This window comes from Roseomonas aeriglobus, assembly GCA_016937575.1.
In the GTDB taxonomy this organism is placed as follows: Bacteria; Pseudomonadota; Alphaproteobacteria; order Sphingomonadales; family Sphingomonadaceae; genus Sphingomonas; species Sphingomonas aerigloba.
In genome coordinates this window covers 1,203,058-1,226,734 of record JAFHKN010000002.1, presented here as the reverse complement: position 1 = coordinate 1,226,734, position 23,677 = coordinate 1,203,058, and the positions used below count along the sequence as shown (strand labels likewise).

Sequence of the window (23,677 nt, the reverse complement as noted above, 5' to 3'; positions counted from 1 at the left end):
GGATTGCGGCCCGTATCGGTCCCTCGCGGGCCGATACGGGTCGCCCGGTTTCGCGAGTCTTGCCAGCGTAACGCGTGCGGCGTAACGCTTCTCGATGACTCAAGCATCTGACATTATCGCCGAACTCGACCGCCTCTATTCCGCCTCGGTCGACCGTCTGAAATCGGCACTGACCCGTTACCTTACCGATGGCACCCCGCCCCCGCCCGAAGCGCGGCTCGACGGATCCTTCGCCTATCCCGAGATCCGCCTGACATTCCGTCCGGGCGCCGACCGTCCCGCCCCGTTCCGCTCGTTCGGTCGGCTGGTGACTCCCGGCGACTATGCGATCAGCGTCACCAAGCCTGCGATCTTCGCCGATTATCTGATCGAACAGCTGACTCTGCTGATCGAGGATTACGACGTCGAGGTTTCGGCCGCCGAAGGGCGGCAGGAAATCCCCTTCCCCTATGTCCTCGATCCCGGCCATGCGCTGGCGCTGGACGAGGTTTCGGCGCTCGAGCTTGCCCGCCATTTTCCGGCGACCGAACTCGCGCACATCGGCGACGAGATCGCCGACGGCATGTGGGAATCGGTCGATGGCGTCCGCCCGTTGGCGCTGTTCGATGGGTTACGCACCGACTTCAGCCTGGCTCGCCTGCGCCACTACACCGGCACGCCGCCGGAGCATGTCCAGCGCTATGTGCTGTTCACCAATTATCACCGCTACGTCGACGAATTCGTCCGCTGGGGCGCCTCGCAGCTGGGGCCGGATTCACGTTTCACCGGTCTGTCGGGCGCCGGCGGGATCGTCATCACCGCGCCGGATGAGGTCGACAAGATCGCCGGCGACAGCAGCGCGTGGCGGCGGCACCAGATGCCGGCCTATCACCTGATGGCCGCCGACGGCACCGGCATTACCCTGGTCAACATCGGCGTCGGCCCGTCGAACGCGAAGACGATCTGCGATCACCTGGCGGTGATGCGCCCCGAAGCGTGGCTGATGATCGGCCACTGCGGCGGCCTGCGCCCCTCGCAGAGGATCGGCGACTATGTGCTTGCTCACGCCTATCTGCGCGATGACCATGTGCTCGACGACGTGCTTCCGCCGGAAATTCCGGTGCCGGCGATCGCCGAAGTGCAGCAGGCGCTCGCGCGTGCCGCGGCGACCGTGTCGGGCCAGTCGGGCGAGGAACTGAAGCGTCGTCTGCGCACCGGCACCATCGTCACGACCGACGACCGTAACTGGGAGCTGCGCTACTCGCAGTCCGCACTGCGATTCTCGCTCAGCCGCGCGGTCGGGATCGATATGGAATCCGCGACGATCGCCGCGCAGGGCTATCGCTTCCGCGTGCCCTACGGGACGCTGCTGTGCGTCTCGGACAAGCCGCTCCACGGCGAACTGAAGCTGCCGGGTCAGGCCAACCGCTTCTACGAACGCGCGATCAACGAACATATGCGCATCGGCATCGAAACCTGCGAGGAGCTGCGCCGCGAGGGTCCAAAGCTCCACAGCCGCAAGCTGCGCGCGTTCAGCGAGCCGCCGTTCCGCTGATGTAACGAGATTGCGGGGATACCCTTGGCTTGTTAGGCGTTGGCGGCGAAACGATCTTCATCGGAGCGACCGCCATGGCCGATACGCCCAAGACCCCCGCACCGCCGCCCCGCCGCAAGGCCGCCACGGGAACCCGAAAGACGACCCGCACGGCGACCCCGCGCGCGACCAAGACGCCCGCGGCTGCGAAGGACGAAGGCGAAACGGCGGCGACCGCGGCGCCGAAGCCCGCACGCAAGGCGCCGGCCAAACGCGCTTCGACCGGGTCGTCGCGTCGGACCACCGCAGCGGCAAAGCCCACCGCCGCGACGAGTGCGACGACAGCAGCCAAGTCGGCGGCGACCAAGGTGTCTCGTCAGGCGACCAAGGCGGCCGAAACGGTATCCGACGCAGCGAGCAGCGCCCGTCGCTCGGTTGCGCAATCCGCGCCAGCCCAGAAAGTCTCGGAGACGCGCGACAAGATGGGCGACCGCAATTTTTTCGCGGCGCTGATCGGCGGCGCGGCAGCGATCGCCGCCACGGTCGGCGGGATCCTGTACGCGGTGCGAGACGGCAAGCCGGTTTCGGCAAAAGACAAGACAGACGCCTAACCGTAACTTTTCCCCGGCGAAAAGCCGGGGTCCAGTTTCAGCCAACCCTGAGGCGCGTAGTCGGTCGACCATCTGGCGCCTGGTAACTGAGCCCCGGCCTTTTGCCGGGGAACAGATTCGCTCCGGGTTACCCCGCCAGGAAATCCGCCATCGCCTGGCCCAACTCCGGCTTGGTCACCGCTCCCATGTGACCGCCACCGACCTCAACATATCGCGCGTTCGGTAGCACATCGGCCAAGGCCGCGCCCGATCCGACCTCGTCATCCTCGCGCCCCATGACCACCAGCGCCGGTTGCGACGCCCTTTCCAGCACCTCGCGCGGCGTATCGGCGAACGTGTTCAGCACGCCCAGCAATGCCTGTGCATCGCCGCCAGTGGTCTTTAGAAACGCCTCCGCCATGAACGCCGGCGACCCGCGCGGATGCTTGCCGAGGTTCGTCAGCACATTGCGGAAATGGTCCGACCGCCCACTGGCATCGGTCAACCCCTCCAGCCCCATGCCGGTGAACATCACCCGCCGCGGCGTTGCCCCCGTTGCCAGCATCCGCCCCGTCGTCCGCGCGCCGAGGGAATAGCCGCCCAGGTCATATTCCGTGAGACCCAGATGTGCGACCAGGGCATGGCCGTCCTTCGTCAGGGCATCGTTCGGATAGGCCGACAGATCGTGCGGCGTCGCGCTTTCGCCATGGCCTCGCAGGTCGGGCATGATGACCCGACAGCCACGCGCCGCGATCTTTTCGGCATGGCCGAACTTGATCCAGTTCGTCTGCGCGTCGCTGAAATAGCCGTGAATCAGGACGACCGCGCGCCCCTCGCCCATTTCGCGATAGGCGATCCGCTCGCCGTCGAAGCTGGTGAAGAAGCGCGTTTCAGTCGGGGAGCTTGCCACAGGCCTTCATCCATCTCTCGACGACATTGGGGTTATCCTCGCTGCGCATAGCGGGCAGGTCGCGTACGTCCAGCCATGCCGTGTGCCAGCTTTCGACCGCGTAATTATGCCTAGGCCGAAACCGTGACGGGTCGTCGAAGCTGGCGACGGTCAGGTCCATCGTCTCGCTGTCGGGAAACTCGAAGGTCAGCGACGTGCCGCACGTCGCGCAAAAGCCGCGGCGCGCGATCGGCGAGGACGTGAAGAAATCGGGCGGCGTATCCCAGCGCACGTCGGCCTTCTTCATCCCCTTGAGCGCGATCGACACACTGCCCGACCAACGCTGACACATTCGGCAGTGACACAGATAGGCGTCGTCGTCCGCCACGGTCGCGACATAGCGCTTCGAACCGCACAGGCACCCGCCCGTCATCTGTCTCCGCATCGTCATCTCCTGCACATGCGATTGCACGCAACGCACGTAATGCTCGCTGGCTTTTAATAAGCATGCTTATTATATGCGCCGTATATCCGACAGCCTAGGCTTTCTCATCAGTGATGTCTCGCGCCTGATGCGCCGCCGTTTCGACGAGCGGGCACGCCTGGTGGGCGCGACCCGCGCACAGTGGAAAACTCTCGTCACCCTTTCGCGGAATGAAGGGATCAATCAGGGCGGCCTCGCCGATCTGCTGGAAGTCGAGCCGATCACACTATGCCGGATGGTGGACCGGTTGGAGGAATCCGGCATGGTCGAGCGCCGCCGCGAGCCCGCCGATCGTCGCGCCTGGCAGATCTTTCTGACCGATGCGGCCAAGCCGGTGCTCGAACAGCTCCGCGCTCATGCCGACGAGATGTTCGGCGCCGCTTTCGCTGGACTGGACGACACCGATCGCACGAACTTGACCGCGGCGCTGGAACGCGTTCGCACCAACCTGACCGATATGCCGAAGGACGCCGCCCATGGCTGATGCAGACCCCAAGATCGCCACGGATACCGCCACTCCCGTCAAGGCGAAGCGCCGATGGATCCGCGCGATCCTGATGTTCGGCGTGCCGCTGATCGTGGTGGCGATCGCCGGCTATTTCTATGCGACCTCGGGCCGCTATGTATCGACCGACAACGCCTATGTCGGCCAGGACAAGGTATCGGTGGCGTCCGACGTCGCCGGGCGCATCGTGTCCGTCGACGTGCGGGAGAACCAGCATGTGAAGGCGGGTGATCTGCTGTTCCGCATCGATCCCCAGCCGTACCGTATCGCGGTCGAGCAGGCCGATGCCCAGATCGCCGGCGCGCAGGTCAACGTCCAGACGCTGCAGGCGAGCTATGTCGGCACCGGCGCCGACATTCAGGCCGCCAAGGACCGCATTGCGGCTGCGCAGGAGGATTTCGCGCGACAGGATTCGCTGATGCAGCGCGGCTTCACGACCCGGGCCCGGTTCGAGCAGGCCCAGCACTCGCTCGAACAGGCCCGCGCGTCGTATCAGTCAGCGGTTGCGGACGCCAACGAGGCGCGCGCGAAGCTCGCATCGGGTGCCGCAGTCCCGGGCCAGAATCCGCAGGTCGCCGCCGGCCGTGTCGCGCGCGAAAAGGCGCTGCTCGACCTGTCACGCACCGCCGTCCGCGCGCCGGTGTCGGGTCAGGTCAGCCAGGCCGACCGGTTGCAGGTCGGCCAGATGATGGTCACCGGGCTGCCCGCGGTCACCATCGTCGCCGACGCCAGGTCGTGGGTCGATGCCAATTTCAAGGAAACCGATCTCGCCCACATGCGGGTCGGGCAGGCCGCGGAAGTGACGTTCGATGCCTATCCTGGCGTCAAGCTGCGCGGTCACGTCGCCTCGATCGGCGCGGGCACGGGCAGCGAATTCTCCGTGCTCCCTGCGCAGAACGCGAACGGCAACTGGGTGAAGGTTACGCAGCGCGTGCCGGTGCGCATCGCGATCGACGAGAAGAGCCCGCGTCAGCTGATCGCCGGCCTCAGTGCCGACGTGCGTGTGGACGTGCGCAAGTGACCCAGGCCGCCCGTCCCGCCCCCTTCCTTGTCCAGGGAGGGGCGTGAGACATGGCCACCACCGCCCCCTCCCCCGCCGCACGCCCCGCTGCGCCCGGGCCCGGGACTGCCGCACTCCAGACCAGCAACCGCCCCCTGCTGACCGTCGGCGTCATGCTCGCCACGATCATGCAGATTCTCGACTCCACCATCGCCAACGTCGCACTCCCGCATATGCAGCCTGCGCTGGGCGCGACGGCGGATACCGTGACCTGGGTGCTGACGAGCTATATTGTCGCTTCGGCCATCGCGATTCCGATCACCGGCTGGCTGTCGGACCGCGTCGGCAGCCGCAACCTGTTCCTTTGGTCGGTCGTCGGCTTCGTCATTGCCTCGGCGCTCTGCGGCATGGCGCAGAACCTGGAGGAGATGGTCGCCTTCCGCATCCTGCAGGGGATCAGCGCGGCCTTCATGAACCCGCTCAGCCAGACGGTGATGCTCGACATCAACCCGCCCGAACGCCAGGGCAAGGCGATGGCCGTCTGGGGCATGGGCATCATGGTCGGTCCGATCCTGGGGCCGGTCATCGGCGGCTGGCTGACCGAGAGCTACAGCTGGCGCTGGGTGTTTTACGTCAACCTGCCGCTCGGCATCTTCTGTTTCGCGGTGCTGTGGTGGCTGCTCCCGTCGCGCCCGGTCAAGGTGCGGCCGTTCGACGTCCTGGGCTTCAGCCTACTCGCGATCGGCATCGCCGCACTGCAGCTGATGCTCGATCGCGGCCAGACCGAGGACTGGTTCTCATCGGGTGAAGTCGTCGTCGAGGCGCTGGTCGCCTTCATCGCGCTATGGATGTTCGTCGTCCACCTTGCGACCGGCAAGCGACCGATGTTCGACCGCGATCTGTTCAAGAACCGCAACCTCGTCACCGGTCTGGCCTTCATGCTGGTCGTCGGCGTCGTGATGATGGCGACGATGGCGCTGCTCCCACCGATGCTTCAGCGCATCTACGGCTATCCGGTCGTCGATACCGGCCTGTTGCTGATGCCACGCGGCTTCGGCATCGTGTTCAGCATGTTCGTCGCCGCTCAGCTGACCCAGCGCGGCTTCGATCCGCGCATTCTGGTCGGTTTCGGCTTTGCGGTCGCAGCGGGGTCGCTTTACGAAATGACGACGTGGACGATCGTCATGGGATCGCAGCCGTTCGTCGTCTCGGGGCTGATCCAGGGGCTCGGCCTCGGCCTCGTCTTCATGCCCCTCAATCAGATGGCATTCGCGACGCTGCCGCCGCAGTATCGCACCGAAGCGTCGTCGCTGATGAACCTCATGCGCAATATCGGTGCGTCGGTCGGGATTTCGGCCGTGACCGCGCTGCTCGCGCGCAACGTCCAGACCAGCCACGCCGACCTTGCCGCGAACATCACCTCGGACGCGCTGTCGAGCTATGACCTGTCCAGTCTGCAACGCTTCGGCATGGCGGCCGACGCTGCGCTCTCGATGATCGATGCCGAGGTGAACCGTCAGGCCGCGATGATCGCCTACCTCGACGATTTCTGGGCGATGGCGATCGTTACGGCGCTTTCGGTGCCGCTGGTCGTTTTCCTCCAGAAGCCGCCGCGACCGACGTCGGGGGAGAAGGCGGCCCCGGTCGACCTGCATTGATCGGCGCGCTAGGAGCCACGACATACGGCCCTCGACTGACTCGTGCCCCGGCGAAGACGGGGGTGTTGGCGGTCGAGAGCGCACAATCTCCAGCGCTCCGGCCTTCGCCGGAGCCCAATTCGATTTTGAACCGCCTGCACAAAGTTTCGAGAGGATGTCCATGACCACCGATCCCGTCGTCATCGCCAGCTATGCCCGCACCCCGATGGGCAGTTTCCAAGGCTGTCTGACCGGCGCGACCGCGACCGAACTCGGTGCGACCGCGGTCGGCGCGGCGGTCGAGCGCGCCGGCCTCAAGGGCAATGCGATCGAAAAGATCTACATGGGCTGCGTCCTGCCCGCCGGCCTCGGCCAGGCGCCCGCGCGCCAGGCGGCATTGAAGGCGGGCCTGCCCGACCATATCGAGGCGACGACCGTCAACAAGATGTGCGGCAGCGGCATGCAGGCGGCGATCATGGCCGCCGATGCGCTGGCGGCCGGTTCCGCCGACGTCATCGTCGCGGGCGGCATGGAGAGCATGACGAACGCGCCCTACCTGTCGATGCGCCACCGCGGCGGCGCCCGCATCGGCCACGACGTCATGAAGGACCATATGTACCTCGACGGGCTCGAGGACGCGTACGACCCCGGCAAGCTGATGGGCAGCTTCGCCGAGGACACCGCGCGCGAATATCAGTTCACGCGGGCGGCGATGGACGACTTTGCAATCCAGTCCCTCCAGCGCGCGCAGAAGGCACAAGGCTCCGGTGCATTCGACCGCGAGATTGTGCCCGTGGAGATTTCGGGTCGAAAGGGCCCGACCACGATCACCTTGGACGAACAGCCCGCCAGGGGCGACGTCGCCAAGATCCCGACGCTGAAGCCCGCCTTCTCGAAGGACGGCACGATCACCGCCGCCAACGCCTCGTCGATCAGCGACGGCGCCGCCGCGTTGGTGATGACCCGTGCGAGTATCGCCGAAAAACTCGGTTTGACCCCGGTCGCGCGCGTCGTCGCCCACGCCGCCCACGCCCACAAGCCCGCCCTGTTCACCACCGCCCCCGTGTTCGCGACGAACAAGGCGCTGGAGCGCGCCGGCTGGCAGATCGGCGACGTCGACCTGTTCGAAGTCAACGAAGCCTTCGCCGTCGTCGCCATGATCGCGATGCACGACCTGGGGATCGCCCACGACGTCCTCAACATCCACGGCGGCGCCTGTGCGCTCGGCCACCCGATCGGTGCCAGCGGCGCCCGGGTTCTGGCGACGCTGCTCTCGGCGCTCGAGACGACAGGTCAGAAGCGCGGCATGGCGTCGCTCTGCATCGGTGGCGGCGAAGCGACCGCGATGGCGGTGGAGTTGATGGACTGACCTACCGCAGCGGTATCGAGTGATATTGCGGCGCTCAGAGACTGTGCCCCGGCGAAGGCCGGGGCCCGGTTGGGGCGACTTCGGTGATCACGGATGGCGCTCGCGACCCGGGCCCCGGCCTTAGCCGGGGAACGAAGATGGCCAAGTGGCTATTCTTTCAGCCAATAGGCGGAAATCTCACCGCGATGACCGTCGGGCGCCAGCGCGGCGCGTAGCGCTTCGAGTAGGGGCGGCAGCGCCTGGGTGAAGGCATAGGGCGGGTTGACGATGAACAGACCCGCACCGTTGTAGGCGCCGGGCTGGTCGGCATCGTACAGCCAATGCTCGACCGACAGGAACTTCGGAATGCCGAGCCGCCGCAGTTTCCCCTTCCACTGAAGATGCGTGGCGCGGTCTTTCAGCGGATACCAGACGACCGTCACCCCATGCGCCCATTTGCGATGTGCCGCGGCGAGCGTTGTGGTGATACGCTCGCGCTCGTCGGTCTGCTCGTACGGCGGGTCGACCACCACCACGCCACGCGGCGTCCGGGTCGGAACCATCGCCAGCCACAGTTCATAGGCGTCGCGTTCATGGACGGCAGCGGGCGTCCCGCGCATCGCAGCGCGCAGAGAGGCGGCGTCTTCCGGATGCTTTTCGTTCAGTATTAGCACATCCTGCGGGCGCAAAAGCTGCACCAGAAACTGCGGGGAGCCGGGGTAGCGGTCAGGGTCTGCTCCGACGTTTACCGCGCGCACGGCGGCGCGATAGTCGTCGAGCAGGGGGGTCGGATCGGCAAAAGCCCGCAGCACGCCGTGAGCCGCCTCCCCCGTGCGCTGCGCCTGTTCGCCGCCGAGGTCGTAGAGCCCACAACCGGCATGGGTATCAATCAGCGTCAGCGCGCCCGGCTTCTGCTGTAAGGCCCGGACAAGCGCGATCAGCAGGCTGTGCTTCACGACATCGGCGCTGTTGCCGGCATGGTAAGAATGACGGTAGTTCACAGGGCGCTACATCTCTGCCGAAGGGGATAGGATCTCGAACCGGCCCGGCGCGATTCCGGCGACGGTCCAGTCGCCGATCGACCAGCGCACGAGCCGCAACGTGGGCAACCCGACCGCGGCCGTCATGCGCCGCACTTGCCGGTTGCGCCCCTCGCGAATGGTAATTTCCAGCCAGCTGTCGGGAATGTGTTTGCGCTGGCGGATCGGTGGATCGCGCGGCCATAGGTCCGGCGGGTCGATCCGCGCGACTTCCGCGGGCAGGGTCATGCCATCCTTCAACTGCACGCCCTGCCGAAGGCGGTCCAGCGCCGGCTCCTGCGGATCGCCTTCGACCTGAACGAGATAGGTCTTAGGCATCTTGAAACGCGGATCGGCGATCCGGGCCTGCAACCGACCGTCATCGCACAGCAGCAGCAGCCCCTCACTGTCGCGGTCGAGCCTGCCGGCGGGATAGACACCCTTCACCGCGATGAAGTCCGACAGGGTCGACCGCACCGTCGGCGATCCGCGATCGGTGAATTGCGACAGGACGTCGAAGGGTTTGTTGAACAGCAGTAGCCGGGCCATCCCGCGCTCATATCGTTCGGTTACGACGATGTCTTCTTCCGCCAGCCGCCCGATCAGATCGCCAGCTCGTAGCAGCGATTGAAGTCGGTCAGCACATAGTCCCCGAACGCGCCCGTCGGCTGAAACCCCGCCGCTTCATACATTGCCCGCGCCGGAGCAAAGGCCTCGTTCGTGCCGGTTTCGAGGAGCAGGCGCGTCACCCCCGCGGCGCGAGCATCGGCGACAAGATGCGCCAGCATGGTCTTGCCGACGCCCTTGCGCTCATGTCCCGGCGCGGTCCGCATCGACTTGAGTTCCCCATCCCCGCCGCCCAGGGCCTTCCAGGCGCCAAGCCCCAGCAGCGTTTCGTCGTCCCAGACGCTCCACAGACGGATTTCGGGCAGGCGCAGTGCCGACAGGTCGAGCGCGAAGACACTGCCCGGCGGCGAATTACGGTGCGCCTCGCGGACATGATGCTCCAGCAGCGCGACGACGGCGTGGTGGTCGAGGTCTGCGCGAGCGAATCTCATTCGACCTCTTCACCCGGATCGACGCCCCACAGGTGGATCGCCTCGACGAAGCCGCCACGGCCCTTCACGTCGAAATGGCACCAGCCGCCGGCGCATTTGCTAATCTTGCCGACGACGCCGGGCTGGGCGCGGTATTGCATCCGACCCGACCCGCTCGGCCGGTCGCGCAGCACGACGATGGTATCGGTGACGATCGCGTGCCGGGTGTCGGTCAGCAAATTGGCCAGCATCCACCCCTGCGTGCCGCCCGGATCCTCGACCTTGCGCCATTCCTTGTAGACGTCGACGACTTTCACCGGCAGGCCCGCGCGCTGGTAGAGCCAGCTCGCAGGGTAGTTGCGCCCTGGCCCGGTGCGCATCCGCGCCTGCCCGGCGGAGATCGACGCATAATAGGGCGTCTTGCGTTTCTGCGCGTCGACAGGCGCATGCGGCACCGTCAGCGTCACTGCCGTTGCCGCGGCCAAAATCATGAGCTTGCGCATCGTCGTCCTCCAGAGTCCCGTCTACCGCGCCGGCTCCGCCCGGTTCAACCGTTGACTGGCGCCCGGCATCACGCCAATCGGGACATATGGCCGAACCGCGCCCCGCCCGCCCCCGGGTGATCGTCACCCGTGACCTGCCCGATGCGGTGCTGTCGCGACTGTCTGCGCTGTTCGATGCCGAGTTGAACCTCACCGACGCACCGATGGACCGTGTCAGCCTGGCCGCGGCGATGGCGGATTGCGACGTGCTGGTTCCTACCGTCACCGACGCGATCGACGCCGATCTGATCGCAGCGGCCGGGCCGCGCCTCAAGCTAATCGCCAATTACGGCGCTGGCGTGAACCACATCGACCTGAAAGCGGCGCGCGCACGGCGTATCCTCGTCACCAACACGCCAGGCGTGCTGACGGAGGATACCGCCGACATGACGATGGCGCTGATCCTGTCGGTGCCGCGTCGGCTGGCGGAAGGGGAAAAGCTGGTCCGTTCGGGCGCCTGGAGCGGCTGGTCGCCCGGGGGCATGCTCGGGCACCGCATCGGCGGCAAGGCGCTGGCGATCGTCGGCATGGGGCGCATCGGCCAGGCCGTCGCCCGCCGCGCCCGCGCCTTCGGTCTGACGATCCATTATCACAATCGCCATCGGCTGCCCAAGGTCGTGGAAGCGGAACTGCAGGCGGAGTGGCATCCCAACCTCGACGAGATGCTGGCTATGGCCGACATCGTGACCTTGCACACGCCGCGCAACCCGGACAGTGAAAACCTGATCGACGCCCACCGCATCGCGCTGATGAAGCCAGCCGCCTATCTGATCAACACCAGCCGCGGCGGCATCCTGGACGAAGACGCGTTGGTCGATGCGCTGGAGGGTGGTCGGCTGGCCGGCGCCGGGCTGGACGTCTGGAAGCACGAACCGGCGATCGACCCGCGGCTCCTTGCGTTGCCGAACGTCGTGATGCTGCCGCACATGGGTTCGGCGACCTATGAAGGACGCCTGGCGATGGGCGAGCGCGTGATCGCCAATATCAAGGCATGGTCCGATGGCCACCGTCCGCCCGACCAGGTGCTCGAGGGCTGGGCCTGATCCGGCGCAAGCCGATTTGATGCCGCGCCGTAGAGGCCGATCAATCATCTGGTAATCGGTTACGGCTAAAGTGATGTCCGGGGAAGCGGGTGACGTGCGTCGCCACAACAGGGCATGAATAGTGAAACCGCGTGAAGCCAGGCAGACGATTGCGGTCACCGCCCGGATGAAGTCCGCAGACGGGTGGCAGGATATCGCCATCCGCAACGTGTCCGTCCATGGCATGCGGATCTCGGTTGCCCGTCCGCCCCAGCGCGGCGCCTATATCGAAGTCCGCCGCGCAACCCAGGTCATCGTCGCCCGAACGATGTGGGTACAGGGCAATGAATTCGGCGTCCGCACCCAGGATGCGATCGATATTCCCGCACTGGTGAACCCCAACGCCACCAAGGCCGAGGCGATGCTGGGCGAGATCCGCAGCGAACGCCGGCGACTGCCGCGTCCGGACGAATCGGCCCGCCGCGCAGACAATATCGCGCAGAAGCTTCGCTACGTCGCCTTCGGCGCCGCCATAATGGCCGGCGCCGGCTATGCGGCGGTAACGGTCACGCAGGTGCTGACCAACCCCATGCGGACGATCACCCACGCCCTGGAGGGCAGCACGGCCCCGTAAGGCCGAGAATCGCTGCCCGGTCGATCAGTCGCCGGTCAGGATACGATCGACCAGTTGCTTCACCGTCGGTACGAACCCGTTCGAATAGAAGGGGTCCTTCTTGAAGTTATAGGCGGCGTGGCCGGCGAACATCAGGTTCTGATCGGTCGGGCCACCGTGCGCGATGTCCTGCAGCGTCTTTTGAATGCAGAAGCTGCGCGGATCGGCGAGGCGCCCCGTCGAATTCGTCTCGGTATCGGCCCAGGACGAAAACGCGCACTGGCTGAGGCAGCCCATGCAGTCAGCCTGGTCCTTGCGGATCGTCGCCTTTTCCTCGGGCGTCACGAAGACGAGCGTATTGTCCGGGGTCTTCAGTGCGTCCGTGAAGCCATGGCCATACCATTCGCGAGCGCGCATCAGGTCGCCCAGCGTCACCCAGAAATTCTTTCCCTTCACGCCGACGTCGAGCTGATGGGTATGGTCGCCCGCCTGCTGCGACGAAAAGGCGATCTGGCGTTCGGAACGCGCTTCGAGGTTGCGCAGGAACGGGTTGCGGACCGCAGATGAATAGAAGCCGGTCGGCGAGAAGCGATGGAGCAAAACCTCGCCGGGTTCGATCTCCATCAGCTTGGCCTTCCATTCCGGCGGAATGGGGCTTTCCTGCGTCAGCAGCGGGCGGGTGCCGAACTGAAAGGCGATCTTGCCAAGTTCGGGATTGTCGATCCAGTCGCTCCAGTCGCGCAGATACCAGACGCCACCGGCCATCACGATCGGCACATCGTCGCTGATCCCGCCTTCGCGCATCACGTCACGCAATTCCTTGACGCGCGGATAGGGGTCCTGCGGCTTCAGCGGGTCTTCGGCATTCGACAGACCATTGTGCCCGCCGGCGAGCCAGGGATCCTCATAGACCACGGCCGCCAGCCAGTTCGCCGCCTTAGAATAGGCGCGTTTCCATAGCGCGCGGAACGCGCGGCCGGAGCTGACGATCGGCAGATAGCTGACATTGTAGGAAGCGGCGATCTCGCTCAGCTTGTACGGCATGCCCGCGCCACAGGTCACGCCGGCGACAAGCCCGCGGGTGCGTTCGAGGACGCCGTGCAGCACGCGCTGCGCCCCGCCCATCTCCCACAGAACGTTGATGTTGATCGCACCCTTACCGCCGGCGATGTCCCAGGCGCGCTTCACCTGCTGGACGGCACCTTCGATCGCGTATTCGATCAGCTCCTCGTGCCGGGCGCGACGCGTCAGCGCATGATAGATCTGGGGGATGATCTTGCCTTCGGGATCGTAGCTGTCGGCGTTCACCGCCGACACCGTGCCGATCCCGCCGGCCGCCGCCCAGGCGCCCGCCGACATATGGTTCGTCGCGGCGACGCCTTTTCCGCCTTCGACCAGCGGCCAAACCTCGCGACCGCCATAGTTAATCGGCGTCAAGCCCTTGAACACATCGCCTCCACGTCAAATCTGGCTCGCCCCTACGCCCAACGCACGAAAATGGCGAGAATAATCAGCCAAGTGCGCCCGATCGACCGGCGGCATCGGCGTAAAGCCTGGCATAGGCGGCAATCATCGCCGACTCGTCGAACAATTGGCGTGCCCGCGCTTGGTTCGCGTGCCCGACTCGGGCGCGTTCGTCCGGCCGGCTCTGCAGCATCTGGATGCGGTCGCGCAGCACGACCTCGCGCCGGTCGGGGGCGAGATAATGGTGGTTCTCGGGCGCGACCATTTCGGCCACGTCTCCGACCGGCGGCGCCACGATCGGTAATCCGGCGGCCATCGCCTCCATCACCACGATCGGCTGTTGTTCGGACCGCGACGATAGCGCGAAGACATCGAACAGGCCGATGTAGCGGTACGGGTCGCGCAGGAAACCGGGCATGATCAGCTGGTCGCCGAGGAACATGGCGTCGGCCGCATCGCGAATCGCGCCTTCCTCCGGCCCCTCACCGACGACGACCAGCTTCGCCTTGCCCGGCAGGCCGCCGAATGCGCGGACAAGGGCGGGGATGTCCTTCACCTCGCGCAGCCCCGCCACGGTTCCGACGACGAAATCACCGTTGCGCTTGACGAGACCGGGGATCGCCTTCGGATCGGGTTTGGCCGCATAGAGCCCGGTGGGAATGCCGTTCGAGATGCGGAGCACCCGCCCCTTCGGTTGCTTCCAGATATCCAGCGCGATCCGTTCCAGCTGATGACTCGGGACGACCAGCGCATGGGTAGCCGGCAGTGCGAAGCGGCGATAATAGTTGCGCTTGCGGTTCAGGCGCAGCGCCTCGTCGGCGTTGAACCCATCCTCGTGATGGATCAGCGGCGGCATGCCTTTGGAAAAGACACGCCTGGCCATCACGCCATCGATCGCGCCCCAATTGTAGGTCAGGACGAGGTCGAACCGCGCCATGAACTTGGCAATGGCTTCGAACCGCGCGACCGAGGGGCTTCCCGTCAACGGCGGCGGGTTCTGCGCGATCTCGTATTTGATCCCCCTGGCGATGGCATCGCGGGCGCCGAGCTGGTCGGGTACGCCCGAGACGATCGTGTGACGCGCCCGGTCCCCGAACGCGTTCATCAGCCGAACCGCGCGCGCTTCCTTGCCGCCCAGCGAGAAGCTGGAATGGAGGTGGAGGATGTTGAGGGGCTGGGACATGGCAGGCGCTTACTCCGTTCGCCCCGAGCTTGTCGAAGGGCGTGTTCGGGACCGGTGCCCCGACAGGCTCAACACGAACGGCAAGGCACGCGGCTCAGATCTCCACCTGGCTCCCCAGCTCCACCACCCGATTGGTCGGCAGGCGGAAGAATTCCATCGCGCTTTCCGCGTTGCGCAGCATCCAGGCGAAGAGATGCTCGCGCCACAGTGCCATCGCCGGCTTTTCCGACGGCAGCAAAGTCTGGCGGGCCAGGAAGAAGCTGGTGTCCATCATCCGGAATTCGCCGCACTTGTCCTTGCCGACCAGCTTCAGCGCGCTCGGGACGTCGGGTTCCTGCATGAAGCCGAACTTCAGGACCATACGGTGAAAGCCCTTGCCGAGGTCATCCTGGGTCACCCGCTTCGTCTCCGGCACGAACGGAACGTCGGCGATCTTGACGGTCAGCAGAATGACACGCTCGTGGATGACCTTGTTATGCTTCAGATTGTGGAGCAGCGCGTGCGGCACGCCGTCCGCGGTCGACGTCATGAAGACCGCCGTCCCGGGCACCCGCGTCGCCGAACTGGCCGCGGACTGGATGAAGATCTTCACCGGCATCGCCGCTTCCGCCAGCCGCTCGATCATCAACGCGCGGCCCCGGGCCCAAGTCGTTAGCAGAACGAAGATGATGATCCCGACGAGGAGCGGGAACCAGCCCCCATCGGGCACCTTCGTCAGGTTGGACGCAAAATAAAGGCCATCGATCAGCACGAAGACGCCGATGAACAACGCCACGATCGGGACCGGCCAGCCCCACACGCGACGGAACAGCACGCCCATCATGCAGGTGGTGATGAACATCGTCCCCGTGACCGCGATGCCATAAGCGGCGGCGAGGTTGGACGATTCCTGGAAGCCGAGGATCAGCAGCAGCACCATCGCCAGCAACGCCCAGTTGATGACCGGGATATAAATCTGCCCGGCCTCCGACGCGCTGGTGTGATCGATGCGAATCCGCGGCATCAGCCCCAGCTGCACGGCCTGCTGGACGACCGAATAGGCACCGGTGATGACCGCCTGGCTGGCGATGACGGTCGCCATCGTCGCCAGGATGACGAGCGGCAGGCGGAAGTCTTCACTTGCCATGAAGAAGAACGGATTTTCCGCCGCCGCCGGATTGTCGAGCAGCAGTGCGCCCTGCCCCAGATAGTTGAGCATCAGCGCCGGCAGCACCGGCATCGCCCAGGCGAACTGAATCGGGCGGCGGCCGAAATGGCCCATGTCGGCGTAGAGCGCCTCGGCCCCCGTCACGCACAGTACGACCGAGCCGAGCGCCAGGAACGCCAACGTCCCGTCGTTCATCGCGAAGCGCACCGCCCAGATCGGATTGAGCGCCATCAGCACGTCGGGGCGGTGGAAGATGTTGATCAACCCCAGCACCGCGAGCGTGACGAAATAGAGGAGCATGATCGGTCCGAAGACCTTGCCGACCCGCGCCGTGCCGATCGACTGCAGATAGAACAGCGCGACGATGATCCCGATGGCGATCGGCAGCACCCAGCCGTCGAACCCGGCCTGGACGGTCGACAGCCCCTCGACCGCCGACAGCACCGAAATCGCCGGGGTGATCATGCAGTCGCCGAAGAACAATGCGGTCGCCAGAACGCCCAGGATCACCAGGCTCGGGCCCCAGCGCTTGCCGTGACCGCTCTGGCGCTGGATCAGCGCGAGCAGCGCGAGGCTGCCGCCCTCGCCATTGTTGTCGGCACGCAGGATGAGCAGGACGTATTTCAACGTCACGATCAGCATCAGCGACCAGAACATCAGGCTGATGACGCCGAAGATGTGAAGCTGATCGACGGTCAGGGGGTGATGACCGACGAACACTTCCTTCATCGCATAGAGCGGACTCGTGCCGATATCGCCGTAAACGACGCCGATCGCCCCCAACGCGAGCCGGGCCAGTCCCTGCTTGGCATGGGAGTGGCCATCGGCATCGCTGTCGGGATGGAGTGAGTCGGCCGGGAGCGCGGCGCTCACCGGGGGAACCTTCCGGCGGTGTCGCCGACAGAAACGGTCATGGTCACGACCTGGGCGCCTTCCATTGGCATAGCGCGGCGGCGCCTAGCACTGTGCGCAACGCCCCGCAACGGGGTGCCAAAAGTTGCGATACCGCAGTGCATTCGTCAGCCTTTGTCACCTTTGTCACCTTTGCCGCTTTCGAAGCTGGCGTTCGGTCGGACAGAGTGACGTCGATCTCATCCGACAGGGTGAAGCAGATTTCGGCCATGTAGGAAAATGGTTTCGCATACGGGCGATCCCGCCCTCCCCCTTCGTGCTGAGACGCGCCTACTCCCCGAAGATCGCATCGGCCTCCCCCCGGGTCGGAACCTCGCGCAGGACGAAGCTGCTGCTGATCGTCAGCACGCCGGGCAGCCGGCCCAGATGCTCGCGGTGCAACCGTTCGTAATCGTCCAGGTCGCGGCAGACGATCGTCAGGCGATAGTCCTGGTTGCCGGACACGAGCGCGCAGGCGACGACCCCGGGGATCGCCCCGACCTCCGCCTCGAACCGCGCCAGATCCTCCTCGACCTGGGTCGACAGCGTAATGTCGACCAGCGCACGCACCTTGAACCCCAGCGCGCGACGGCCGAGCCGGGCGCCGTAGCCCAGGATCCGCCCCGACGACTCGAGTGCCTGCATCCGGCGCGTGCAGGCCGATTGCGACAGGCCGACGCGGGCTGCGATCTGGCTGACGGACAGGCGGGCATCCTCGGCGACGATGCGCAGGATGGTCGAGTCGATACGGTCGAGTTGCATGGTTCTTCCGCTCTACCGCAGAGGCACGATAAATCCATGCGTGCAGTCGCAGAATTCCCGAGGACTTTGCACGGATTTTCGGAAGGAAAGACGCTACAAGTGCGGCAACGCACTTTATACGGAGAGAGATCATGCGCGTCGGCGTGCCCAAGGAAATCAAGAACCACGAATATCGCGTGGGGCTCACCCCGCCGTCGGTGGCCGAACTGGTCGCCGCAGGTCACGAAGTCATTGTCGAGACGAACGCCGGCGCGGGCATCGACTTCGCCGACCAGGATTATGTCGACGTCGGCGCGCGCATCGTCGGTACGCCGGCGGACGTCTTCGCGCAGAGCGACATGATCGTGAAGGTCAAGGAGCCGCAGGCGAGCGAGATCGCGCTGCTCGAGCCGCGCCACGTGCTCTTCACCTACCTCCACCTCGCCGCCGACAAGCCGCAGGCCGAAGGGCTGATGAAGTCGGGCGCGACCTGCATCGCCTATGAAACGGTCACCTCCCCGCGCGGCGGCCTGCCGCTGCTGAAGCCGATGTCCGAGGTCGCCGGCCGCATGTCGGTCCAGGTCGGTGCGCATTACCTGGAGAAGGAACAGGGCGGTCGCGGCGTTCTGCTGGGCGGCGTTCCCGGCGTGGCGCCGGCCAAGGTTGCGATCCTGGGCGGCGGCGTATCGGGCGTGAACGCCGCGCAGATGGCCGTCGGCATGCGCGCGGACGTCACCATCTATGACATCAACAACGACCGCCTGGCTGAGCTGGACATGTTCTTCAGCTCGCAGATCAAGACGGCCTATGCATCGAAGGCGGCGATCGCCGCGGCGGTGAAGAACGCGCATCTCGTGATCGGCGCGGTACTGGTGCCGGGTGCGGCGGCGCCCAAGCTCGTCACCCGCGAGATGGTGAAGACGATGAAGCGCGGCGCGGTGCTGGTCGACATCGCGATCGACCAGGGCGGCTGTTTCGAAACCAGCCATGCCACGACTCATCAGGATCCGGTGTTCGAAGTCGATGGCGTCATTCATTATTGCGTCGCCAACATGCCGGGCGCGGTCGCCCGCACGTCGGCCTTCGCACTGAACAACGCGACCCTCCCCTTCGCGCTGAAGCTCGCGAACATGGGCGCCGAGGCCGCGATGAAGGCCGATCCGCACCTTGCCGCGGGGTTGAACGTGTACAAGGGCAAGATCGCATACAAGGCGGTCGCCGACGACCTCGACCTCGCCTACGAGGCGTGGAACGGATAAAGAACATCGGCGTTGGTCATGGCGAAAGGAAACGCTCGCCATGACCGACAACCCAAAGGACCACCCGACAGGAAACGCCGAGAAGGACCCCGACGACTGGACCACCGGCGACGAGCCGATGACCGGCGCGCAGGCAAGCTATCTCAAGACATTGTCTGAGGAAGCCGGGGCGGAATTCGACGATACGCTGACGAAGGCGGATGCGTCCAAGCGGATCGACGCCCTGCAGGCGGAGACCGGGCGGGGAGCGTGAGGGACCGTCGCTTCTGGGGACGTTCGGGATGCCCGCGTCTCCGCGCCGGTCAGACCGTTAGGATAAGCTAGACGTCGCTAAACTGTCGCGCGGCGTAGGCCAGCAGGCGGCATGGGCACTGCCCATGCCGTCGGTCGGCGCTCGCAGCGCCGCCGGCCGTCGACGCCGCGGGTCCGTTCGCGATTAGCTTCGCTACTCTCTCACGCAGCGTCGATAATCGGCACGAACTTCGCGGCGGTCAGGCTTGCCCCACCGACCAGCGCGCCGTCGACATTCTCCACGTTGAGGATCGTCGCGGCATTCTCGCCCGTCACCGAACCCCCGTACAGGATGCGCACGCCGTCGGCCCTTTCGCCGATCATCTGCCGCATCTTCGCCCGGGCGATCGCATGGATGCCGGCGATCTCGTCCAGCGTCGGCGTGCGGCCCGTGCCGATCGCCCAGCGCGGTTCGTAGGCGAGCGTCAGCCACGATCCATCGGCGTCGTCGGGCAGCGACTTTTCGACCTGCGCCTGGACCACGCGCTCGGCGCGGCCGGCGTCGCGTTCGGCCTCGGTCTCGCCGCAGCACAGAATGACGTTCAGGCCGTGGCGGTGCGCCGCGGCGGCCTTCGCCCAGGCGTCGTGGCTCGTCTCGCCCTGATCGCCGCGACGCTCGCTGTGGCCGACGATGACGAAGCTCGCCCCCGCTTCCTTGACCTGCGCCGCCGATACGCAGCCGGTGTGGGCGCCCTTGTCCTGCGCGTGAACGTCCTGCGCGCCGATCGCAATACCCGATGCCCGTTCGGCCGCCCGCTCGATCAAGGTGAAGGGCACCGCCAGCGCGACATCGACTTCCGGGTGCGCTGCCGCTGCCACCGCGATCGCATCCAGTTCAGCCAGCGCCGAACGATCGCCGTTCATCTTCCAATTCCCTGCCACCAGCTTGCGCCGCGTCATGTCGTTCCCCTCAAGTCTCGTCGGCACCTGCGATAGCGGCACATGCGCGCGGCACAAGCTTGATGGGCGGCGCCCGCCCCCCTAAAGCGGCGCGTCACATCCTATCGAACGGCCCGTCAATGCTCAGCTTCTTCCGCCGCATCACCAAGTCAAAGCTCGGGATTCCGATCACACTCGGCATCCTCGCGGTGATCGCGCTGGCGTTTGCGGCGGGCGACATCAACAATGTTCGCAACGGCGGCACCAGCACGGGTTCGGCGGTAACGGTCGGCAACGCGGCAATCGGCGAGGCGGACCTGCGCCAGCGTGTGCGCACCGCTTACGACAATATCCGCCAACAAAATCCGGCCCTGACGATGGAGGCCTTCGTCGCGCAGGGTGGGTTCGAATCGATCGTCGAACGCGTCGTCAACGATCTGGCCCTTCAGAAATTCGCCGAAAAGATCGGCATGGCCGCCAGCAAGCGAGCGGTCGATGGCGAGATTGCGGGCATCCCGGCGTTCCAGGGCTTCGACGGCAAGTTCAGTCAGACGGCCTATGAAAACCTGCTCAAGCAGCAGGGCCTGACCGACAAGGGCATTCGCGAAGATATCGAACGCGGCATGTTGTCGCGCCAGCTGCTCGCCCCCACCGCCGGTGCGAGCCAGGTGCCGGCGCAGTTGGCACTGCCCTATGCCTCGCTGTTGCTCGAGCGTCGCCAGGGCACGGTCGCCTATATCCCGGTGTCGGCCATCGACGGTGGCGCGGCGCCGACGGACGCCGAACTGCAGACCTATTACACCCGCCAGCGAGCCCGCTACACCATCCCGGAACGTCGCGTCGTCCGCTACGCCGTCGTGAAGGCAGCCGATGTCGCAGCAACCGCGCAGCCGACCGCAGCCGAGATCGCGCAGGCGTATAACCAGAACCGCGCGCGGTTCGCGGCCAGCGAGAAGCGCTCGCTGACGCAGGTCGTCGTGGCCGATCAGGCCGCGGCCAACGCGCTTGCTGCCAAGATCAAGGGCGGCACCGTGATCGCCGCTGCGGCGCGTGCCGCCGGGTTGGAGCCGAGCACGATTCCGGCAGGAGACAAGGCCGCCATCACCACCGCGACCAGCGCCGCCATCGCCGACGCAGCGTTCGGCGCAGCGCAGGGGGCGGTGCTGGGCCCGTTGCGCTCACCGCTCGGCTGGCACGTCGTCCGTGTCGATTCGATCCAGCCGGTCGCGGGCAAGTCGCTCGCCGAAGCGACGCCCGAACTCACCGCCGAGCTCGGCAAGGTGAAGGCGCAAGAGGCGCTGGCTGCGATCCACGACAAGCTAGACGACGCGATCGGCGGCAATGCGACGTTCGATGAGGTCGTCGCGGACGGCAAGCTGGCCGCCCAGGCGACGAAGCCGCTGACCGCCGCCGGCGTCGATCCGACCGCGCCGACCGCGCAGCCCGACCCGATGCTCCAGCGTCTCGCACAGGCGGCCTTCGCAGCCGAGCCGGGCGATTCGCCGCAGCTCGTGCCCACCGATGCGGACGGCAGCTTCGCCGTTGTCGGTATCGGCAATGTCGTCGCCGCCGCACCGCCGCCGCTCGCCCAGATCAAGGAGCAAGTCGCGCGCGACTTCGTGATCGATCGCAACCTGCGTGCGGCCCGTGCCCTGGCATCGGCTGCGGTCGCCAAGATCAACGGCGGCACGCCGCTCCCCGCCGCGCTTCAGGGCACCGGCGTCAAGCTGCCGCCGCTCCAGCAGCTCAACGCCACCCGCGCCGAGCTTGCGCGCCAGGGCGGCCAACTGCCTCCGCCGGTCGCGCTGATGTTCTCGATGGCGGCCAAGCGCGCGAAGATGCTCGAGGCGCCGAACCGCGGCGGCTATTTCGTCGTCTATCTGGACGCCATCCAGCCCGGGAACGCGACCGGCAACGCCGCGCTGATCGCGTCGACCCGCCAGGGCCTGGGCGGGGTCAGCGGGCGCGAATTGAGCGAACAGTTCGCCGCTGCCGTGCGCAAGGCGGTCGACGTGAAGCGCAACGAAGCGGTGCTGTCGCGCGTCCGTGGCGACCTGGCCGGCACCGGCGCCCCCGCCGGCAACTGATGACGACCGAGGGGCTGGACGCGGCACGCGCTGCCTTGGCGGCCGGCCGCCCCGCGCTGCTGTGGCGGCGTCAGGTGGCGGATACGGAAACGCCGGTCGCCGCCGCACTGAAACTGATCGAGCCGGGGCGCGGCGACTTCCTGCTCGAATCGGTCGAGGGGGGATCGGTGCGCGGGCGGCACAGCCTGATCGGCCTCGCCCCCGATCTGATCTTTCGCGCGCGCGGGAATTACGCGGAGGTCAACGCGGCTTGGCTGACCGACCGCGATGCCTTTGTCCCGGCCGGCAACCCGACGCTCGACGCCCTGCGCGCGCTTGTCGAATCGTGCCGGATGGACGTGCCCGACGCATTGCCGCGGGCGATGCCGTGCCTGGTCGGCTATTTCGGCTATGAGACGATCGGTCTTGTCGAACGCCTGCCGCGCGCCGCGCCCAGCCCGCTCGACCTGCCGGACATGATCTTCGTACGGCCGACCGTGCTGCTGGTGTTCGACCGGCTGGCCGACACGCTGTTCCTCGTCGCGCCGGTGTGGCCGGGCCAGTCGATCGAGGCCGCGGGGGCGCGGCTGGATGCGACCGCCGCCCGCCTTGCCACCGCCGCCCTGCCCCCGCCGCACCGCGCAGCGCATGTCGCGATCGAGCCGACCCCCGCGCTCGCCCCCGGTCGCTACGCCGAGATGGTGGCGGCAGCGAAGGACTATATCGTCGCCGGCGACATCTTTCAGGTCGTGCTGGCTCAGCGTTTCTCGACGCCGTTCACGCTGCCGCCGATCGAACTTTATCGGTCACTGCGGCGGGTGAACCCCTCACCCTTCCTCTACCACCTCGACCTGCCCGGCTTCGCGCTGACGGGTTCGAGCCCCGAAATCCTGGTCCGTGTGCGCGACGGCGACGTCACCATTCGCCCGATTGCCGGCACCCGGCCGCGCGGCAAGACCGCAGCGGAGGACGAGGCGAACCGCACCTCGCTGCTCGCCGACCCCAAGGAACGCGCCGAGCACCTCATGCTGCTCGACCTCGGTCGCAACGACGTCGGCCGTGTCGCGCAGGCGGGTACGGTCCGCGTCACCGACAGCTACGGAATCGAATTCTACAGCCACGTCATGCACATCGTCTCGAACGTCGTCGGCCGCGTGCGTGAGGATGCCGATGCGCTCGACGCGCTGTTCGCCGGCTTTCCCGCCGGCACCGTCAGCGGCGCGCCGAAGGTCCGCGCGTGCCAGATCATCGCCGAGCTGGAGCCCGAAGCGCGTGGCGCCTATGCCGGCGGCGTCGGCTATTTCTCGCCCGACGGGTCGATGGACAGCTGCATCGTGCTGCGCACCGCGGTGGTGAAGGACGGCGTCATGCACGTTCAGGCCGGCGCCGGCATCGTCGCCGACAGCGTCCCCGAATATGAGCAGCGCGAATGCGAGGCCAAGGCCGGCGCCCTGATCGCCGCCGCGCGGGAGGCGGTGGCGCGGGCGGGTGAGGCCGGGTTCGGGCAGTAGCCTGATGGCGTAGCTGGCGTCGTTCGCGCGCCAAGGCAGCGGACCC

The 23,677-nt window shown here is 66.5% G+C and carries 23 protein-coding genes; 12 read left to right on the top strand and 11 right to left on the bottom strand.

The window, feature by feature from the left end; translation table 11 throughout:
- Nucleotides 1–94: 94 nt before the first annotated feature.
- On the top strand, nt 95–1,534 hold the full coding sequence (locus JW805_06370) for an AMP nucleosidase (protein ID MBN2971639.1): 1,440 nt from the start codon (nt 95–97) through the stop codon (nt 1,532–1,534).
- Between the two features lie 74 nt (nt 1,535–1,608).
- The gene (locus JW805_06365; protein MBN2971638.1) at nt 1,609–2,124 is read left to right on the top strand and encodes a hypothetical protein; all 516 of its coding nucleotides are present in this window, start codon (nt 1,609–1,611) and stop codon (nt 2,122–2,124) included.
- 127 nt (nt 2,125–2,251) lie between these two features.
- Here the strand turns inward: JW805_06365 and JW805_06360 are convergent, their stop codons facing one another.
- Both JW805_06360 and JW805_06355 read right to left on the bottom strand, forming a co-directional pair.
- Nucleotides 2,252–2,944, bottom strand: a complete 693-nt coding sequence (locus tag JW805_06360; protein ID MBN2971637.1) for an alpha/beta fold hydrolase — start codon at nt 2,942–2,944, stop codon at nt 2,252–2,254.
- Between the two features lie 49 nt (nt 2,945–2,993).
- Nucleotides 2,994–3,437, bottom strand: coding sequence for a GFA family protein (locus JW805_06355; protein ID MBN2971636.1), 444 nt, complete (start codon nt 3,435–3,437; stop codon nt 2,994–2,996).
- A gap of 73 nt (nt 3,438–3,510) precedes the next feature.
- Between JW805_06355 and JW805_06350 the strand changes: the two genes are divergently transcribed.
- The 4 genes from JW805_06350 to JW805_06335 all read left to right on the top strand — a co-directional run bounded on the left by JW805_06350 (nt 3,511) and on the right by JW805_06335 (nt 7,987).
- Nucleotides 3,511–3,960 carry a MarR family transcriptional regulator gene (locus JW805_06350; GenBank protein MBN2971635.1) on the top strand — a complete coding sequence of 150 codons (450 nt, stop codon included), beginning with the start codon at nt 3,511–3,513 and terminating at the stop codon, nt 3,958–3,960.
- The gene (locus JW805_06345) at nt 3,953–5,002 is read left to right on the top strand and encodes an HlyD family secretion protein (protein ID MBN2971634.1); all 1,050 of its coding nucleotides are present in this window, start codon (nt 3,953–3,955) and stop codon (nt 5,000–5,002) included. The genes JW805_06350 and JW805_06345 overlap by 8 nt, the downstream gene beginning before the upstream one ends.
- 50 nt (nt 5,003–5,052) lie before the next feature.
- A complete protein-coding gene (locus JW805_06340; protein MBN2971633.1) occupies nt 5,053–6,639 on the top strand; it encodes a DHA2 family efflux MFS transporter permease subunit in 1,587 nt (528 codons plus the stop codon).
- A gap of 160 nt (nt 6,640–6,799) precedes the next feature.
- Nucleotides 6,800–7,987, top strand: a complete 1,188-nt coding sequence (locus JW805_06335; GenBank protein ID MBN2971632.1) for an acetyl-CoA C-acyltransferase — start codon at nt 6,800–6,802, stop codon at nt 7,985–7,987.
- A gap of 149 nt (nt 7,988–8,136) precedes the next feature.
- On the opposite strand, the gene JW805_06330 is transcribed toward JW805_06335, so the two are convergent.
- The 4 genes from JW805_06330 to JW805_06315 are packed head-to-tail and all read right to left on the bottom strand — an operon-like array spanning nt 8,137 to nt 10,525.
- On the bottom strand, nt 8,137–8,967 hold the full coding sequence (locus JW805_06330; GenBank protein MBN2971631.1) for a 23S rRNA (adenine(2030)-N(6))-methyltransferase RlmJ: 831 nt from the start codon (nt 8,965–8,967) through the stop codon (nt 8,137–8,139).
- 6 nt (nt 8,968–8,973) lie between these two features.
- Nucleotides 8,974–9,534: a pseudouridine synthase gene (locus JW805_06325; protein ID MBN2971630.1), complete on the bottom strand. Its 561-nt coding sequence runs from the start codon at nt 9,532–9,534 to the stop codon at nt 8,974–8,976.
- A gap of 53 nt (nt 9,535–9,587) precedes the next feature.
- On the bottom strand, nt 9,588–10,043 hold the full coding sequence (locus JW805_06320) for a GNAT family N-acetyltransferase (protein ID MBN2971629.1): 456 nt from the start codon (nt 10,041–10,043) through the stop codon (nt 9,588–9,590).
- Nucleotides 10,040–10,525, bottom strand: coding sequence for a hypothetical protein (locus JW805_06315; protein MBN2971628.1), 486 nt, complete (start codon nt 10,523–10,525; stop codon nt 10,040–10,042). The genes JW805_06320 and JW805_06315 overlap by 4 nt, the downstream gene beginning before the upstream one ends.
- An 86-nt stretch (nt 10,526–10,611) precedes the next feature.
- Here JW805_06315 and JW805_06310 point away from each other — a divergent pair, with 86 nt between their 5' ends.
- Complete coding sequence (locus JW805_06310) at nt 10,612–11,607, top strand: D-glycerate dehydrogenase (GenBank protein ID MBN2971627.1); 996 nt, start codon at nt 10,612–10,614, stop codon at nt 11,605–11,607.
- A gap of 121 nt (nt 11,608–11,728) precedes the next feature.
- Nucleotides 11,729–12,220: a hypothetical protein gene (locus JW805_06305; protein MBN2971626.1), complete on the top strand. Its 492-nt coding sequence runs from the start codon at nt 11,729–11,731 to the stop codon at nt 12,218–12,220.
- A 24-nt stretch (nt 12,221–12,244) separates the two neighbouring features.
- Here JW805_06305 and JW805_06300 read toward each other — a convergent pair whose 3' ends face one another.
- The 4 genes from JW805_06300 to JW805_06285 all read right to left on the bottom strand — a co-directional run bounded on the left by JW805_06300 (nt 12,245) and on the right by JW805_06285 (nt 17,646).
- Nucleotides 12,245–13,648, bottom strand: a complete 1,404-nt coding sequence (locus tag JW805_06300) for a nitronate monooxygenase (protein ID MBN2971625.1) — start codon at nt 13,646–13,648, stop codon at nt 12,245–12,247.
- Nucleotides 13,649–13,709: 61 nt separating this feature from the next.
- A complete protein-coding gene (locus JW805_06295; GenBank protein ID MBN2971624.1) occupies nt 13,710–14,846 on the bottom strand; it encodes a glycosyltransferase family 4 protein in 1,137 nt (378 codons plus the stop codon).
- Between the two features lie 94 nt (nt 14,847–14,940).
- Nucleotides 14,941–16,791: a potassium transporter Kup gene (locus tag JW805_06290; protein ID MBN2971623.1), complete on the bottom strand. Its 1,851-nt coding sequence runs from the start codon at nt 16,789–16,791 to the stop codon at nt 14,941–14,943.
- 384 nt (nt 16,792–17,175) lie between these two features.
- Nucleotides 17,176–17,646, bottom strand: a complete 471-nt coding sequence (locus JW805_06285; GenBank protein MBN2971622.1) for an Lrp/AsnC family transcriptional regulator — start codon at nt 17,644–17,646, stop codon at nt 17,176–17,178.
- Nucleotides 17,647–17,777: 131 nt separating this feature from the next.
- Between JW805_06285 and ald the strand changes: the two genes are divergently transcribed.
- Complete coding sequence (gene ald / locus JW805_06280) at nt 17,778–18,884, top strand: alanine dehydrogenase (GenBank protein ID MBN2971621.1); 1,107 nt, start codon at nt 17,778–17,780, stop codon at nt 18,882–18,884.
- Nucleotides 18,885–18,924: 40 nt separating this feature from the next.
- Nucleotides 18,925–19,137, top strand: coding sequence for a DUF3072 domain-containing protein (locus JW805_06275; protein MBN2971620.1), 213 nt, complete (start codon nt 18,925–18,927; stop codon nt 19,135–19,137).
- A 200-nt stretch (nt 19,138–19,337) separates the two neighbouring features.
- Here JW805_06275 and JW805_06270 read toward each other — a convergent pair whose 3' ends face one another.
- Nucleotides 19,338–20,075, bottom strand: coding sequence for a triose-phosphate isomerase (locus JW805_06270; GenBank protein ID MBN2971619.1), 738 nt, complete (start codon nt 20,073–20,075; stop codon nt 19,338–19,340).
- Nucleotides 20,076–20,194: 119 nt separating this feature from the next.
- On the opposite strand from JW805_06270, the gene JW805_06265 reads away from it, so the two are divergent.
- Both JW805_06265 and trpE read left to right on the top strand, forming a co-directional pair.
- On the top strand, nt 20,195–22,141 hold the full coding sequence (locus JW805_06265) for a SurA N-terminal domain-containing protein (protein MBN2971618.1): 1,947 nt from the start codon (nt 20,195–20,197) through the stop codon (nt 22,139–22,141).
- Nucleotides 22,141–23,631, top strand: coding sequence for an anthranilate synthase component I (gene trpE / locus JW805_06260; protein ID MBN2971617.1), 1,491 nt, complete (start codon nt 22,141–22,143; stop codon nt 23,629–23,631). The genes JW805_06265 and trpE overlap by 1 nt, the downstream gene beginning before the upstream one ends.
- Nucleotides 23,632–23,677 lie beyond the last annotated feature (46 nt).